Origin of the sequence: Streptomyces changanensis (assembly GCF_024600715.1) — a bacterium.
Taxonomy (GTDB): domain Bacteria; phylum Actinomycetota; class Actinomycetes; order Streptomycetales; family Streptomycetaceae; genus Streptomyces; species Streptomyces changanensis.
The window spans coordinates 3,719,025-3,733,179 of sequence record NZ_CP102332.1 but is presented as its reverse complement, the minus strand read 5'-3'; the positions used below and the strand labels follow the sequence as shown (position 1 = coordinate 3,733,179).

Annotated in this window: 14 protein-coding genes; 7 read left to right on the top strand and 7 right to left on the bottom strand. The window is 76.5% G+C overall.

Translation table 11 applies throughout. The annotated features are described in order from the left end of the window. The first annotated feature begins 43 nt into the window (after nt 1-43). On the top strand, nt 44-874 hold the full coding sequence (locus tag NRO40_RS16630) for an NAD(P)H-binding protein (RefSeq protein WP_058940894.1): 831 nt from the start codon (nt 44-46) through the stop codon (nt 872-874). Nucleotides 875-947: 73 nt separating this feature from the next. Beyond that, nucleotides 948-1,508: a sugar O-acetyltransferase gene (locus NRO40_RS16625; protein ID WP_058940893.1), complete on the top strand. Its 561-nt coding sequence runs from the start codon at nt 948-950 to the stop codon at nt 1,506-1,508. A gap of 227 nt (nt 1,509-1,735) precedes the next feature. Here NRO40_RS16625 and NRO40_RS16620 read toward each other — a convergent pair whose 3' ends face one another. Beyond that, nucleotides 1,736-2,650, bottom strand: a complete 915-nt coding sequence (locus NRO40_RS16620; RefSeq protein WP_058940925.1) for an NADP-dependent oxidoreductase — start codon at nt 2,648-2,650, stop codon at nt 1,736-1,738. Nucleotides 2,651-2,810: 160 nt separating this feature from the next. On the opposite strand from NRO40_RS16620, the gene NRO40_RS16615 reads away from it, so the two are divergent. Both NRO40_RS16615 and NRO40_RS16610 read left to right on the top strand, forming a co-directional pair. Continuing rightward, a complete protein-coding gene (locus NRO40_RS16615) occupies nt 2,811-4,067 on the top strand; it encodes a helix-turn-helix transcriptional regulator (RefSeq protein ID WP_058940892.1) in 1,257 nt (418 codons plus the stop codon). A 261-nt stretch (nt 4,068-4,328) separates the two neighbouring features. Continuing rightward, nucleotides 4,329-5,996 (top strand): bifunctional 3'-5' exonuclease/DNA polymerase, encoded by a 1,668-nt coding sequence (locus NRO40_RS16610; RefSeq protein WP_058940891.1) that lies wholly within the window; start codon nt 4,329-4,331, stop codon nt 5,994-5,996. Nucleotides 5,997-6,610: 614 nt separating this feature from the next. Here NRO40_RS16610 and NRO40_RS16605 read toward each other — a convergent pair. From NRO40_RS16605 to NRO40_RS16590, 4 genes are all read right to left on the bottom strand, one after another. Further along, on the bottom strand, nt 6,611-7,924 hold the full coding sequence (locus tag NRO40_RS16605) for a hypothetical protein (RefSeq protein ID WP_058940890.1): 1,314 nt from the start codon (nt 7,922-7,924) through the stop codon (nt 6,611-6,613). 55 nt (nt 7,925-7,979) lie between these two features. Beyond that, a complete protein-coding gene (locus NRO40_RS16600) occupies nt 7,980-8,513 on the bottom strand; it encodes a SigE family RNA polymerase sigma factor (RefSeq protein ID WP_058940889.1) in 534 nt (177 codons plus the stop codon). Nucleotides 8,514-8,700: 187 nt separating this feature from the next. Continuing rightward, entirely contained in the window at nt 8,701-9,090 is a 390-nt protein-coding gene (locus NRO40_RS16595) for a rodlin (RefSeq protein WP_058940888.1), read from the bottom strand. A gap of 154 nt (nt 9,091-9,244) precedes the next feature. Further along, the gene (locus NRO40_RS16590) at nt 9,245-9,634 is read right to left on the bottom strand and encodes a rodlin (protein ID WP_058940887.1); all 390 of its coding nucleotides are present in this window, start codon (nt 9,632-9,634) and stop codon (nt 9,245-9,247) included. Between the two features lie 207 nt (nt 9,635-9,841). Between NRO40_RS16590 and NRO40_RS16585 the strand changes: the two genes are divergently transcribed. The 3 genes from NRO40_RS16585 to NRO40_RS16575 all read left to right on the top strand — a co-directional run bounded on the left by NRO40_RS16585 (nt 9,842) and on the right by NRO40_RS16575 (nt 11,341). Further along, nucleotides 9,842-10,222 (top strand): DUF6479 family protein, encoded by a 381-nt coding sequence (locus NRO40_RS16585; RefSeq protein ID WP_058940886.1) that lies wholly within the window; start codon nt 9,842-9,844, stop codon nt 10,220-10,222. A gap of 435 nt (nt 10,223-10,657) precedes the next feature. Then, nucleotides 10,658-10,879 carry a hypothetical protein gene (locus NRO40_RS16580; RefSeq protein WP_058940885.1) on the top strand — a complete coding sequence of 74 codons (222 nt, stop codon included), beginning with the start codon at nt 10,658-10,660 and terminating at the stop codon, nt 10,877-10,879. 228 nt (nt 10,880-11,107) lie between these two features. After that, nucleotides 11,108-11,341, top strand: coding sequence for a chaplin (locus tag NRO40_RS16575; RefSeq protein WP_058940884.1), 234 nt, complete (start codon nt 11,108-11,110; stop codon nt 11,339-11,341). 78 nt (nt 11,342-11,419) lie between these two features. On the opposite strand, the gene NRO40_RS16570 is transcribed toward NRO40_RS16575, so the two are convergent. Both NRO40_RS16570 and NRO40_RS16565 read right to left on the bottom strand, forming a co-directional pair. Beyond that, entirely contained in the window at nt 11,420-12,715 is a 1,296-nt protein-coding gene (locus tag NRO40_RS16570) for an FAD-dependent oxidoreductase (RefSeq protein ID WP_198549271.1), read from the bottom strand. Nucleotides 12,716-12,732: 17 nt separating this feature from the next. Next, the gene (locus NRO40_RS16565) at nt 12,733-14,124 is read right to left on the bottom strand and encodes a carboxylate--amine ligase (protein WP_058940883.1); all 1,392 of its coding nucleotides are present in this window, start codon (nt 14,122-14,124) and stop codon (nt 12,733-12,735) included. Nucleotides 14,125-14,155 lie beyond the last annotated feature (31 nt).

Sequence of the window (14,155 nt, the reverse complement as noted above, 5' to 3'; positions counted from 1 at the left end):
CATGGTCGCAGCGCACACGACCACGGAAACGGGGGGCATTCCCATGCTGTTGATCACCGGTGTCTCGGGCGGCCTCGGCGGGCTGGTCGCCGGGCACGCGGCGGGCCGCGCGGACGTCCTGCTCGGCACCCGCTCGCCCGAGGACCGCCCCGGCGCACGCCCGGGCGCGCGCCGGGTGGACTTCGACGACCCGGCGTCGCTGCGGGACGCGTTCGCGGGCGTACGGACCCTGCTGCTCGTCTCGGCGGGGTACGGCGAGGACGACGTCGTCACCGCCCGCCACGGCGCCGCGATCGACGCCGCCGAGCGGGCCGGCGTGCGCCACGTCGTCTACACCAGCCTCTCCGGCGACGGCGACCACCTGCCGTACGCCCTCCCCCACCGCTGGACCGAACGGCGGCTGCGGGCGTCGCCCCTGGCGTGGACGGTGCTCCGCAACGGCCTGTACGCCGAGCTGCTCGCCCTGCTCGCCGCGCCGGACGCCGACGGGCGGATCACGGCGCCCCTCGGCGACGGCGCCGTGGCGGCGGTGGCGCGGGCGGACCTCGCCGAGGCGGCGTTCCGCGTGGCCGACGCCCCGAAGGCGCACGCGGGCCGGGTGTACGAGCTGGTCGGCGAGGTGCCGCTCGGCGGGGCCGACCTGGCGGCGGCCGTGTCGGGGACGTACGAGCCGGGCGGCCCCCTCGCCACCGCCCGCGCCGGGATCGCCGCCTCGGGGGCCGCGCCGTTCCAGGTGCCGATGCTGACGGGTACGTACTCGGCGATCGCCCACGGCTTCCTGGACGGCTCCGGGGTGGCCGGGGGCCATCTGCGCCGCCTGCTCGGCCGCGCACCGCGCCCGGCCCTGGACGTGTACGCCCGCGCGGTGGGGTAGGCCTCCCCCGGCGGCGGGCGGCGGGCGACGGGCGGCGGGTGGCGGGTGGCGGGTGGCACGGAGGGGGCGGACGGTGGGCGAGAACAAGCGGAGGATGGTGGCCGGGGAGTGGTTCCTGCCCGACGACCCGGAGCTGGCCGCGGACACCGAGCGGCGGGTCGCCCTGTGCGCCGCCTACAACGCCGTGCCGCCGCCGTCCGCGGCGGAACGGACGCGGATCCTCGGCGAGCTGCTCGGCTCGGTCGGCGAGGGCGTGCGGATCCGGCCGCCCTTCCACTGCGACTTCGGGTACCACGTCACCATCGGGCCGCGGACGTTCGTCAACGTCAACGCCGTCTTCCTGGACTGCGCGCCCGTCACCGTCGGGGCCGACGTCCAGATCGGCCCGAACGTGCAGTTGCTGACGCCCACCCACGAGCTGGACACCGAGCGACGGCGGGCCGGCTGGGAGCGGGCCGAGCCGATCACCGTCGGCGACAACGTCTGGCTGGGCGGGGGTGTCATCGTCTGCCCGGGCGTGACGATCGGCGCCGACACGGTGGTCGGCGCCGGGTCGGTCGTCGTACGGGACCTGCCGGCCGGGGTGCTCGCGGTCGGCAACCCTGCCCGAGTGGTCCGCCGCCTCACGACGTGACGCCCCCGGAGGCCCGGCACCGGCCGACGACGGGATGCCTCCGGAGGCCCGGCGTCGACTCAGGGCGTGACGCCCCGGAAGCCCGGCACCGGCCGACGACGGGGTGCCTCGGGACACGGCACCGGCTCACCGGGGGACGCCCGCCCCTGGGCGCGGCGCCCGCGCACGTGACACCCCTCCAGGGGTGACCCGCTCACGGAGACGCCCCACCCGGGCACGGCGCCCCCTCAGGGCGTGATCACCAGCTTGCCCCGGGCGTGCCCGGCCTCGCTGGTCTCCTGGGCCCGGGCCGCGTCCGCCAGCGGGAACGTCCCGGCGACCGGCAGGACGAGCCGGCCCTCCGCGGCGAGGCGGGCGTGTTCGGCGGTCCAGGCACGGACCTGCTCGGGCGGCGTGCCGCCCGCCGAGAACGGCACGCCGTGCTCGGCGGCGTCGGTCGCGGCGATGGTGACGACCCGGTCGGCGGTGCCGCCGCGCAGTTCGACGGAGACGGGGAGCGTGCCGTGTCCGGCCGCGTCGAACACGGCGTCGACGCCCTGCGGGGCCGCCGCCCGTACGCGGTCGGCGAGCCCCTCCCCGTACGCGACGGGCACGGCGCCGAGCCCGCGCAGCAGCTCGTGGTTGGCGGGCGACGCGGTGCCGACCACCCGCGCGCCGAGCGCCACGGCCAGCTGGACGGCGACCCGTCCGACGGCGCCGGCCGCGCCGTGCAGCAGCAGCGTCTCGCCGTCGCGCAGCCCCAGTTCGGCGAGGACGCGCCGGGCGGTCTCGCCCGCCACGGGGAGCGCGGCCGCCTCCGCGAAGGGGAGTCCGGCGGGCTTGGCGACGACGTCCCCGGCGATGGCGTACTCGGCGTAGGCGCCGGTCCGGGTCCAGCCCATCACCTCGTCGCCCACCGCGAAGCCGTCGGCCCCCTCGCCCAGGGCGTCGACGTCGCCGGCGAACTCCAACCCCGGCACGGCGGGGAAGGTCGTCGGGTAGAACTGCTCCACCCAGCCCCGGCGCCGCTTGTGGTCGAGCGGGTTGACGCCGGCCGCGACGACCCTGACGCGTATCTCCCCGGGTCCCGGATCCGGCCGGGGCACCCGACCGAGCGACAGCACGTCCGGCCCCCCGAACTCGGTGTACACGATGGCCCGCATGTCGTTGTCGTCGGTCATGTCGTCTCCCCCTGGAGCGTCGTCGGTGTGTCGGTGGCCCCACCCTCCCGCCGGCCGCCGCCCGCCAGGGCCCGCCGGACGGCCAGTGACACCTGGCCGGAAGGACAGCCCCACAGGGGCGGACACCCCCTAGGCTCGGGCCATGGAACTGACCGGAACCGGGGCCGTGTCCGCGTTGACCGCCGCGTACGACATCGTCCGCCAGCCGCTCGGGCGGATCCTGCCGCGGCTGTCCGCGGTCCTGGCGGAGCTGGTGCCGCACCGGGCCGCCGCCGAGCTGTCCACGCACTGCGCGCACTCACCGCACAAGACCCACGGCGACCTGGGCCCGCGCGTCACCGACGCGGACCTGGCGCCCCTGCTGGCCTCGGGCGTCCCCGGCCTGCCCTGGCAGGGCACGCTGACCCTGGACGGGGCCGAGTGGCCCGTCCTCGCCGTCACCAGCCACGCGACACCGAGGGGCGCGGTCCTGCTGCTCGTACGCCATGAGGCGACTGTGCTCGGCGACGACGTGCTCGCCGTGGTGCAGGGGCTGTGGGACCTGGTGACCTGCCACTTCGATCGGTTCGCCACCGAGGCGGTGCCGGGGTCGCTGGCCCGTTCCCGCGCCGCCGCGGCGGCGCGGGAACGGGTGATGGCGGAGCTGGGCGAGGCGCACTCCGCGACGCTGACCGGCATCCTCGGCGTGCTGCGCGGCCGGGGCCTCGACGACGCCGCCGCGCGCGCCGCCGCGACCGACCTGGCCGTGGACGGGCTGGTGGAGCTGCGGGCGCGGGCGCAACGGGACCGGGAGATCGCGGAGGAGCCGGCGGACCGGGCGTTCGACCGGCTCACCGGGGAGCTGCGCCCGCTGGCGCGGCACACACCGGTCCGCCTGGAGTTCGGCGCACCCGACTCGACGCGGTCGCTCGCCGCCGACGTGGCGCACACCGCGCGCGCGGTGGTGCGGGCGGTGCTGCTGACGGTCCTGGAGCAGGCACCACTGGGCCGCGTGCACGTGGGCTGGCAGCTGACGGCGGACGAACTGCGGGCCTCGGTGCGCGACGACGGGCCGGGCACGCTGACGGAGTGCGCGCTGACCCCCGCGCGTGTGGTGGAGCGGTTGGAGGTGCTCCAGGGGCGGCTCGACGTGGACGCCGTCCCCGGCTGGGGGACCACGGTCACGGCGTCGATCCCGCTGCGGGCCGTCCGCGAACCGGCGTCCGACCCGCTGACGGTCCTCGGCGAGCGGGAACTGGAGGTGCTGACCCGCCTCGCGCGGGGGCTGCGCAACCGGTCCATCGCGCAGGAGCTGCACATCAGCGAGTCGACGGTGAAGTTCCACGTCGCGAACATCCTGACGAAGCTGGGCGTCGCCTCACGGGGGGAGGCGGCGGCCCTCTTCCACGCGGCGGCCTGACCCGCCCGGGACGACACGGCATCCGCCCGGCCGTCCTAGCGGCGACGCGCCCGGTGTCCGGACGCGGCACCCGCAGACGGACGGAGACTGGGCCAGGGACGCCCGGGCGAGCGCCCCGGCGGCGGCGTGACCGGCCCAGGCGGGCGGCGCGGCACGGTGACGTGACCCACCGGGCAGCGACGTGACCGGTACGGGGCGGTGACCGGGGGCAGGCGGCGCGGGGACGGGGGATTGTCAGCGCCGGGTGCGAGACTCGCACCCGTGAACGAGCGGTGGGCGCTGGACGCGGTCGAGGGCGGCGGGGCGAGGCTCGTCCCCCTCGACCGCGACGGCCTGCCCGCCGGCCCCGTCACCACCGAGCCGGACCTGGTGGCGGCGGTGCGGTCGCGGCCGGAGGTCGGCCGGTGGGTGTGGCGGTCCACGGCCGGCCTCTATCCGCGGCTCCTCGCGGCGGGCGTGCGCGTCGAGCGGTGCTACGACGTGGAGGCGGCCGAGCAGCTCCTGCTCGGCCACGAGGGGCAGCTTGGCGAACCGCGGTCGGCGGCGGCCGCCTGGGCGCGGCTGCACGACCGGCCGGTGCCGCCCGACCCGCCGGCGCGCGCCGCCGAGCCGGGCGCGCAGTCGTCGCTCTTCGACGCGGGCCCGACCGGACCGGAGCTGCCCTTCACGGCGCTGCTGGAGGTGTACGCGGACCAGGAGCGCAGACACGGCGCCGCCGAGCACCCGGACCGCATGCGGCTGCTGACCGCGGCCGAGTCCGCCGGCACCCTGGTGGCCGTCGAGATGCACCGTGCGGGTCTGCCCTGGCGGGCGGACGTCCACCGCGCGCTCCTGCGGGACCTGCTCGGCGAACGGTACGCGGGCGGCGGCGAGCCGCGCCGGCTGGCCGAGCTGGCGGAGGAGGTGTCGGAGGCGTTCGGCCGGCGGGTGCGGCCCGACCTGCCGGCGGACGTGGTCAGGGCCTTCGCCGAGGCGGGGATCCGCGTGCGGTCGACGCGCCGCTGGGAGTTGGCGAAGGTCGACCACCCGGCGGTCGAACCGCTCCTGGCGTACAAGAAGCTGTACCGGATCTGGACGGCGCACGGCTGGAGCTGGCTCCAGGACTGGGTGCGGGACGGCCGGTTCCGTCCGGAGTACGTGCCGGGCGGCACGGTCAGCGGCCGGTGGACGACGAACGGCGGCGGCGCCCTGCAGATCCCGAAGGTCATACGGCAGGCGGTCGTCGCCGACGAGGGGTGGCGGCTCGTCGTCGCGGACGCCGACCAGTTGGAGCCGCGGGTCCTGGCGGCGATCTCCCGCGACCCGGGCCTGATGGAAGTGGCGGGCCACGCCGACGACTTGTACACGCGCCTGTCCGACCGGGCGTTCCCGGCCGGTCGCGACCAGGCGAAGCTGGCGCTGCTCGGCGCGATCTACGGTCAGACGAGCGGCGACGGGCTGAAGAACCTCGCGGCGCTCAGGCGCCGCTATCCGCGCGCGGTGGCGTACGTCGACGACGCGGCGCGGGCGGGCGAGGAGGGCCGGCTGGTGCGCACCTGGCTGGGCCGGACGAGTCCGCGCGCCGGGGCGGAGGGCGAGGCGGAGGAGGCCGGCATCCCGCAGGAGGACGAGCGGGCGGCCGGCGGCACGGGCGCGGACGCCCGCGCCCGGGGCCGGTTCACCCGGAACTTCGTCGTGCAGGGCAGCGCCGCCGACTGGGCGCTGTTGATGCTCGCCGCGCTGCGCCGCGCCACCGCGGGGATGCGGGCGGAGCTGGTCTTCTTCCAGCACGACGAGGTGATCGTGCACTGTCCGGCCGAGGAGGCCGACGTGGTCGCGGGGGCGATCCGCGAGGCCGGCGACCTCGCCGGGCGGATCGCCTTCGGGGACACGCCGGTGCGGTTCCCCTTCACGACGGCGACGGTGGAGCGGTACTCGGACGCCAAGTGATCGCCCCCGCTCCTCCCCCACCCGGGCAGGAGCGGGGGCGGGGGTGGGCGGACGAGACCGGACATGGAGCGAGCCCCCTGCCCCCGAAGGCCCGCCGGGGCCCGCCCATGAGGCCGTGACTGGGCTGCGGGCCCCCACCCGTGCGGCGGGGGCGCCGGATCCACGGCCGGTCCCACGGGCCCCGCCGGCGATCATCCAGCGCGAGCCGGCCGGGCCCCGACCGGATGAACCGGGGCGGATCAGCCAGGCTCCCGACCGTGTGAACCCGAAGCGGTGCCGCCAAGGGCCCACGGCGGGCCCCCGGGGACACGCCCCCCGAGGCCCGGTGCAGGGTCCACCACAGCCGTCGTCGTCCGGGCCCAAACCACAGCCGTCGTCGGGCCCCAGGGCTGCGGCGGACGCGCGGGGACACGCCCCCGACGCCCGGGGCAGGGCCGCCGCAGCCGTCGTCCGGATCCCAGGGCCGGGCCCGCGGGGCCCCGAGCACGAGGGCCCCGACGCGAACCGGCCGAGGGGGGCCGACCGAGGCCCCGGCCCGGCCGGCCGGTCGGCGACCGGTCAGGACCGGCGCGACACCAACCCCCCGGCCCTCGGCTCGACCGCTGACCGGGTGGCTACTTCTGCAGCTCCAGCCACTTCGGGCTGGTGGCGAGGGCCTTCAGCTGCGCGGTCGACAGCGCGGGTTCGGGGCGGGTGGCCGCCTCGTGCTGGGCGCCGGCGTTGAACGCCGAGACGACGACGCGGTACCCGTCGGGCCGGAGCGTGTCGACGGTCCACATGACGACGCCCTCGCCGCCCTTCTCACCCGGCCGCTTCTGCACGGCGACCCTGGTGCCGTCCGGAAGGGTCTCGTAGGAGCCCGCCGGGAACAGCTCGCCCGCGACGTCGCCCATATCGGGCTGGGCGTTCACTTGGACGAGGCTGCGGCCCGCCCCGTCGTCGACGACCGCGTACGCGAACCCGTCGTCGCCCCCGTCGTCCCTGACGGTGAGCCCCTCGGGCAGCAGCGACAGCAGGGTGGGCCGTACGGCCGTCCCGTCGAAGGAACCGCCCGCGTCGGCCCCGGGGTCGGACGGGTCGGTGGAGGGCTCGGCCTCGACCGGCTTCGGGACGGCGCGCAGCACGGGCGCCCATGCCGGGTGGGTGACGATCCGCTTCAGCTGAGCGGGGGTGAACGGCGGGTCCACGCGCGTGACGGCGGCGTCCTTCTGCGCGGGCGCGTTCCACGTGCCGAGGTCGGTGACGAGCCCGTCCGGGTGGAGCACGGTGGCGCGCCAGTTCTTCGTCTCCTGGCGCCGGTCGGGGTACTCGTACCCCTGGAAGACGACCAGGCGGGCGCCGCCCGGCAGTTCCTCGGCGGTGCAGGCGTCGTAGTCGACGAACGCCTTGTCGGGGCACTCGGAGAACCCCTGGTCGTCCGGGGCCGCCCGGAAGAAGCCGATGCCGACGGCGGCGAGGCCGCGGCCGTCGTCGTAGACGCCGGCCGCCATCGGGCCCATCTCGTCGGCGGTGCCCCGGGACTGGGCGTCCCGCAGCTCGCCGCCCGCGGGCAGGACCCGGCGGAAGGTCGCGAGGACGTCCGCGGCGGGGACCGCGCCGGTCGCGGCGGAAGGTTGCGGCACGACGGACGGCTTCGGGACCGTGGGTGACTTCGGCACCGTGGGCGGCGCGGCGACGGACGCGTCCGTGCCGCCCCGGTACCCGTCGAGCGCTCCCGTCGCGTACGCGCCGCCGGCTCCGACGAGCGCGAGCGTCAGCACGCTCCCGGCGACCGCGCCGGCGCGCCGGCGAGCCACCCGGCGGCGGCCGCGCCGCACCCCTCCGGCCACCAGGCCGTCTCCGCCGCCCGGCGCGAAGCCGTCGCCGGTGCGGCGCAGGACGACGGCGAGGTCGTCCTCGAACTGCGATGTGTGTTCTTCGTCGGGCATGTGAACCACCAACTCCGTCCAGGGGGTCTGCGTCCGGACGACGGACGGCGCGCGGTCAGGGTGCGGCGTACTCGGCGATGCCGCCGCCCAGCCGCTCGCGGAGCCGGGCGAGCGCGCGCACCGAGCGGGTGCGCACGGCGGCGGAGCTGACCCGCATGACCTGGGCGGTCTCCTCGATGCTGCGGTCCTCCCAGTAGCGCAGCACGACCACCGCCCGGTCCTTCGGCGCCAGCCCGGCCAGCGCGTCCAGCAGCGCGACCCGCAGCGCGGGGTCGTCCCCGGGCGGGGCGGCCCGCGCGGTGTCGGGCAGTTCGCCGAGCGGTCGCTCGGTGGCCGACCGGCGTCGCCGGTGACTCAGGAAGGCCCGCACCAGGACCGTCTGGGCGTACGCGGCGGGGTTGTCGATCCGCGCCGCCCGTCCGAGGAGGCCGGTCCGCCCCCACAGGGCGTACATCCGGCCCAGTGTCTCCTGCACCAGGTCCTCGGCGAGGTGGGTGTCGCCGCTGGTGAGCAGACAGGCCGAGCGGAAGAGGTGCCCGGACCGTCCGGTGGCGAACTCCAGGAACTCGTCCGTGCGGACCCCGTCCATGCCCTCCCCCTCGCACCGCTGTCGTCGTCCACCCCACTGACGCCGCGGCCCCCGGAGAATGTTTCACCTCCGGGGACGGCGGGGGGGCGGGGGCCGGGGGCGGCGGGGGCGGCACGCGCGTGGGCGGGCCCCACACCCGTGGATTCGGATGCGGGGCCCGCCCATGTGCTCACCGGCGGGGACGACCTCAGTCGACGGCCACGGAACCGTTCTCGGAGATGACGTTCTCCAGGATGTGCGACAGGGCGGCGTCGCCCTTGACCGCGGTGGAGTTCTCCACGCACTGCTGGTTCTGGGTGTCGTTGAGGATGTCCTGAACGCCCACGTTGACCAGGGCCACGATGTTCTGGACGTCGGCCTGGATCGGGATGCCGAAGCAGGGCTTGTTCAGGGTCCCCTGGATGAGGCCCACCTGCGGGCTCATGTAACCACCGGTGACGGTGTTGCCGTAGGTCTGCTTGGAGAAGTTGCCGTTCTGCGTGTCCACACCGTGGTCGCCCACGGCGGCGGCCATCGGCGCACCCGCACCCAGGACGGCCGCTGCGACACCGGCGCCAGCCAGAACCTTCTTGATCATGTCGATCCTTCTCTCGAAAGACCCGGCGTCCGGGTCGTCCAGCCGCACCCGCAGGTGGGGCACATGGTTGAAAAGTGGAGCAACGCCGCGGAGCGGCCACGAGGGGCCGGCCCGCACGTGCGCTTCATCCGCGCGGGCCGGTCGCTGCACGCCGTCAGTCGACGGAGGCGGAACCGTTCTCGGAGAGGACGTTCTCCAGGATGTGCGACAGGGCGCTGTCGCCCTTGACCGCGGTGGAGTTCTCCGCGCACTGCTGGTTCTGGGTGTCGTTGAGGATGTCCTGAACGCCCACGTTGACCGCGGCCACGATGTTCTGGACGTCGGCCTGGACCGGAAGACCCACGCACGGCTTGTTGAACGAGCCCTGGATGAGCCCGATCTGCGGGCTCATGTACCCACCGGTCGTGGTGTTGCCGTACGTCTGCGAGGCGAAGTTGCCGTTCTGGGTGTCAACGCCGTGGTCGCCGACGGCGGCGGCCATCGGCGCGCCCGCGCCGAGGACGGCCGCGGCGACGCCGGCCGTAGCCAGAGCCTTCTTGATCATTACGTGATCCTTCTCGTCGAGAGACCCGGTTCCGGGCCGCTCTGCCCAACAGCGCCGCGCTGTTTAGGTTGCGGGAGGTCACCCGAAGAGCTCAATCAACGAAAAAAGGCTCAGAATACTAATGACAATAGGCCGCGATCCGGTGGCTCTCAGGGGTGGCCGCGTACACACGTGTCTGGTTCGCCGAGGGCGGGGTACCCGCGATCCATGAACGCTTCCCTGACGCACGGCGCGGAATTGGCCGCGAAGGACCACATCGTGGGGATCGGCCCTCTGGTGGCGGGCATCCTCGTCGTCTGCTTCCTCATCGGCGCGTTCCTGCTGGGGCGCCGCATCATGCTGAGGGAGCCGGCGCCCCCGACCCCGGACGAGCAGCCGCACCGGCCTGCCGACGCCGGGCTGCCCGGTGAGGTGGAGGGCCACCGCAGGCCCGCCGAGGTGCCCCAGAGCGAGGACCGGCTGATGCCCTACGAGCTGGGGCGCAGCAACACCGAGCCGGACACGTCCCCGCAGTCGGAGAACGACCGCAAGTGGGGCGGCGCGTCCAGCGGCGGCTTCGGCAGCGGCGGCCCCACCACGGGTGGGTGACCCGCCCCGACCGCGCGGTTCCCGGACCCTTCCCCTCCGGCCCGGGAACCGCCCCTTCGCACCCAGCGCCCTTGAGCACCGGTGGCCCCCGCCCCCGGTGCTCACTCGTGTGCGGCCGGCCGGCGGTGGGGCGCACACGGAGCCCGCGTCCGCTCGCCGCCGGTACGCCCCCAGGGCACGGATCCCCCCGCCACCGGTGCGTGGCGTGAGCTGGACGTCGTGCCGGCCGCGCCCCTCGGTCGCACGGGCTGTGGGCCGCCGGCCGGGGGCGGTGCGGGCGGCGCACCGGTCGTCACCACCCGGCCGGACCCCGCCACCCGTCGTCCGGCCGCTCGGCGTCCCCGCGCCGCCGGTTCCCCGACATCCTCCGTGTCCACCGCACCGCTGTGACATGATGCGAGGGCCTCGCCACGCACGGTGAACGGAAGGGTGGGCATGGCTTCAGGCGCCGGGAAGTGGGAGCGGGTGCCGCTCGCTCCGCAGGCCGGGTACGGCCGCGCCGCCGCCCCGGCCGCCTCACCCCGCGGCGCCTCCGAGGCGGTCCCCGTCTTCGCGGCACTCGCCCGGGAGTGGCGGGCGCAGGGGCGGGCCGTCCCCGGCGCGCGGGACCCCGAGTGGGACGTCCTGGTGCGCCGCCCGGTCTGGCCCCGACGCTGATTCCGCCGCCGCGCGACGCCCGCGACACGTCCGCCGCACCCGGAGCAGCCCCGCACTCCCGCCCGGTGTCGGCCGATTGGCGTTCGAGTGATTCCGAACCGGCGACTGTTTGAGCGGTGTCTTTTCGGTTGCCTATTCGTTGTGGTATTTGCGGCGGCAGCCGGGCCTCCGGGCTCGTGGGTCACGAAATCCGTGGCAAGACTTCCGCTGTGGAAAGGAAGCCGATAAATGAAGGGCAAGAAGGCGGCTGTGGCCGTTGCCGGTCTGTGCATGGCGGTCGGTGCCGCCGCTCCGGCGGCCGCCGACGCGGAGGCCAACGGTGCCGCGGTGGGCTCCCCGGGCGTTCTCTCCGGCAACGTCGTCCAGATTCCGGTCCACGTGCCGATCAACATCTGCGGCAACACCGTGAACATCGTCGCCCTGCTGAACCCCGCTTTCGGCAACGTCTGCATCAACGACTGACCCGGCACGGCGCGGTGGAGGCCGGTCACGGAGGACGCTCCGTGACCGGCCTCCCCGGTGTCCGGGGGTACCGGCGCGTCAGCCCGGGGTCGCGACGGTGCCGCCCGCGTCACGGGACGCGCCCGCCGGGCCTGGGCGGGCGGCGGGCACCGCCGTCGGCCGCGGGCTCCGCAGCCGCCGCTCGACGCCGCGCACGAGCCGCTCCGCCGTGTACCCGGCGCCGTAGACGAAGCGCATCGCCGGGCCGTACGCGGGGGCGGTGACGAGTCCCGCCAGGAACAGGCCCGGGTACGACGCCTCGAAGCGGCCGCTCACCTCGGGGGCCCCGCCGGGGCCGACGGTCCGCAGCTCCTCCCGCACCTGTGGGCACAACGGATCGAGCCGGTCCAGCCGGGGCGCGAAGCCGGTCGCGGCGACGACGTGGTCGGTCTCCACCTCCGTCACGGGCGCGCCCGGCCCGGCGCCGGCGAGGGTGAGCAGCAGGCGACCGTCGCCGGCCGGGCGTGCGGCCACCACGGACCTGCCGAGCCGTACGTCGGGCACCGCCTCGAAGCGGTGCCGCAGCCACCAGGCGCCCGCCGGGCCGAGCGCGGTGGCGAAGAGCCGCTCGCGGGTCGGGCCGGGCAGCCGGCGGAAGGCGCCGGGGGTACGCGCGTACAGGAGGTTGCGCCAGCCGCAGCCGAGGCCGGTGTGGGGCGCCCGGGCGGCCTCCCAGGCGCCGCGGCGCAGCGACGGCGGCACGCTGTTCCAGACGAGCCGCGGGGAACGGGCCACCACGCGCGCGTGGGCGCCCGCCTCGGTGAGCAGCACGGCGGTCTCCAGGGCGGCCTGGCCGGCGCCCACGACGGTCACGTCACGGCCGGCGAACCGGGCGGGGTCGGGGAGGTCGCTGCTGTGTGTCACGTGGTGCGGGACGAACGGGCGGAGCGCGGCGGGCACGTCGAGGAACGGCGTGCCGCCCAGCGCGAGCGCCACCGTGTGGGTGCCGGTCTCCTGCCCGTCCTCGGTCGTGACGGTGAAGCCGCCGTGCGGGCGCGGCCGGACCGCCACCACGGTGCGCGGGTCCACGTCCGGCACGGCCCGTCGGGCGAACCACTCGCCGTACGCGGCGAAGAACCCGACCGGCAGGGGCACGCCGTGCTCGACCCGGACCCGGCGGGTCGCGGCGTAGGCGGCGAGGCCGTGGGCGCCGGCCGGGTCCGAGAGGTCGGACGCCCACGGCTCCGACTTCAGCAGCATGCCGGGCGGCATGGTGTGCCAGGAGCGCATCACCCGGCCGAAGACGCGCACGTCCAGGCCACGGGCCGCCGCATGGGCGGCCACCGAGAGGCCGTAAGGGCCGGCGCCCACGATCACCAGGTCGTCGTCGTGCATGGGTCCCACCACTTTCGTCATCGGGGGGAGGAGGGGGAGGGCGACAGGGGCCGGGGAGGGGTCGGGGGCCCCGGGGCCGCCCCGTGAGGGGTCGGGGAGGGGGCTGTCGCGGGCGTGGGGCGGGGCGCCGGGTCCGCGGGGTGGCGGGCGGCCCCGGCGCGCCAGGCGCGGCGCGGGGCGGACACGGCGCGGCGGGCCAGGTGGGCCGTCCAGCACCGGGCCATGGCGACGGCCGGTGCCGGGTCGTCCGCCGCGTACCAGGCCGTCTCCACGCCGCCTGACGGGCCGTACGCGCGCGGGCGGCGCCGCGGCGAGGCGAGGACGGAGAGGACCGCGTGGTTCTCCACGACGTACCTGCGGCCGTGGGCGCGGCCCAGGGCGGGGACCGGACGCCCCGTCAGGTCGAGGTGGAGGGCGCGGACGACGTCCGTGCCCCACGCGTCGGTGAAGAGCCGGAACTGCGCTCCGGGGCGCGGGTTGAAGTCCAGCAGGTGGTACCGGCCCGTCGCCGGGTCGCGACGGAAGTCGAGGTCCGCGATCCCCCGGTAGCCCAGGGCGGCCAGCAGGTCGCGGGCCAGGCGTTCGACGGCCGGGTTCGGCGCCCACTCCCCCACGGCCGTCAGGCCGGTGCCGTCGGGCCAGGAACGGACCTTCCGGCCGGTCGCCGCGACGACACAGGACCCGGCGCCGTCACGGTAGGCGTGGAAGAACCAGTCGCCGTCCCGGCTCGGCGGCAGGTACCGCTGGAGCAGCAGCGGGCTGCCGGCCTCCGCGGCGCGGGCGTACAGCTCACGCACCCGGCCCGGGGTGCGGGCCAGGACGGTGCTGCGCAGCCCGCGCCCTGCGGGCAGCAGCCAGGGGCGGCTCCACTTGGCGACGACCGGGCTCCCCAGAGCGGCGGCCATGGCGACCGCCTCGTCGGCGTCGGCGGGGGCGAGGGTGCGCGGGTGGGGGACGCCGAGACGCAGACAGGTGGCCGCCAGCAAGGCCTTGTCGGCGACGAGGGCGGGCGTGCCCGGCGGCTGGGCGGGGAGGAGGAACCGCCCGGCGGGGCCGCCCGGGCCGCCCGGTTCGCGCCGCAGCTCGTCCAGCGCGACGGCGGTCAGCTCGTCGAGGGCGAGGAGGACGGCGGGGGCCCCGGCGAGCGCGTCCGCGACGCGCACCAGGGCAGCGCGCACCTCCGCCGTGCCCCCGGCTCCGCCCGCGCTCCCGTCGCCGTCCGGCGGGCCGGGGTGGCAGCGCCGTACGTGGCGCGACCGGGCGACCGGGCCGGCCGGGCCGCCGGCGACCACGTGGACCGGGACGCCGACCCGGCCGAGGGAGCGGGCGGCGCCGAGCGTGCCGTGGTGGAAGGGGTTCCGGTCGAACCGCAGCAGCACGGCGGCGACGCTGGTGTCGAAGAGCGGCACGGGCTGTCCTCGTCTCGATGCCCCGACTGGG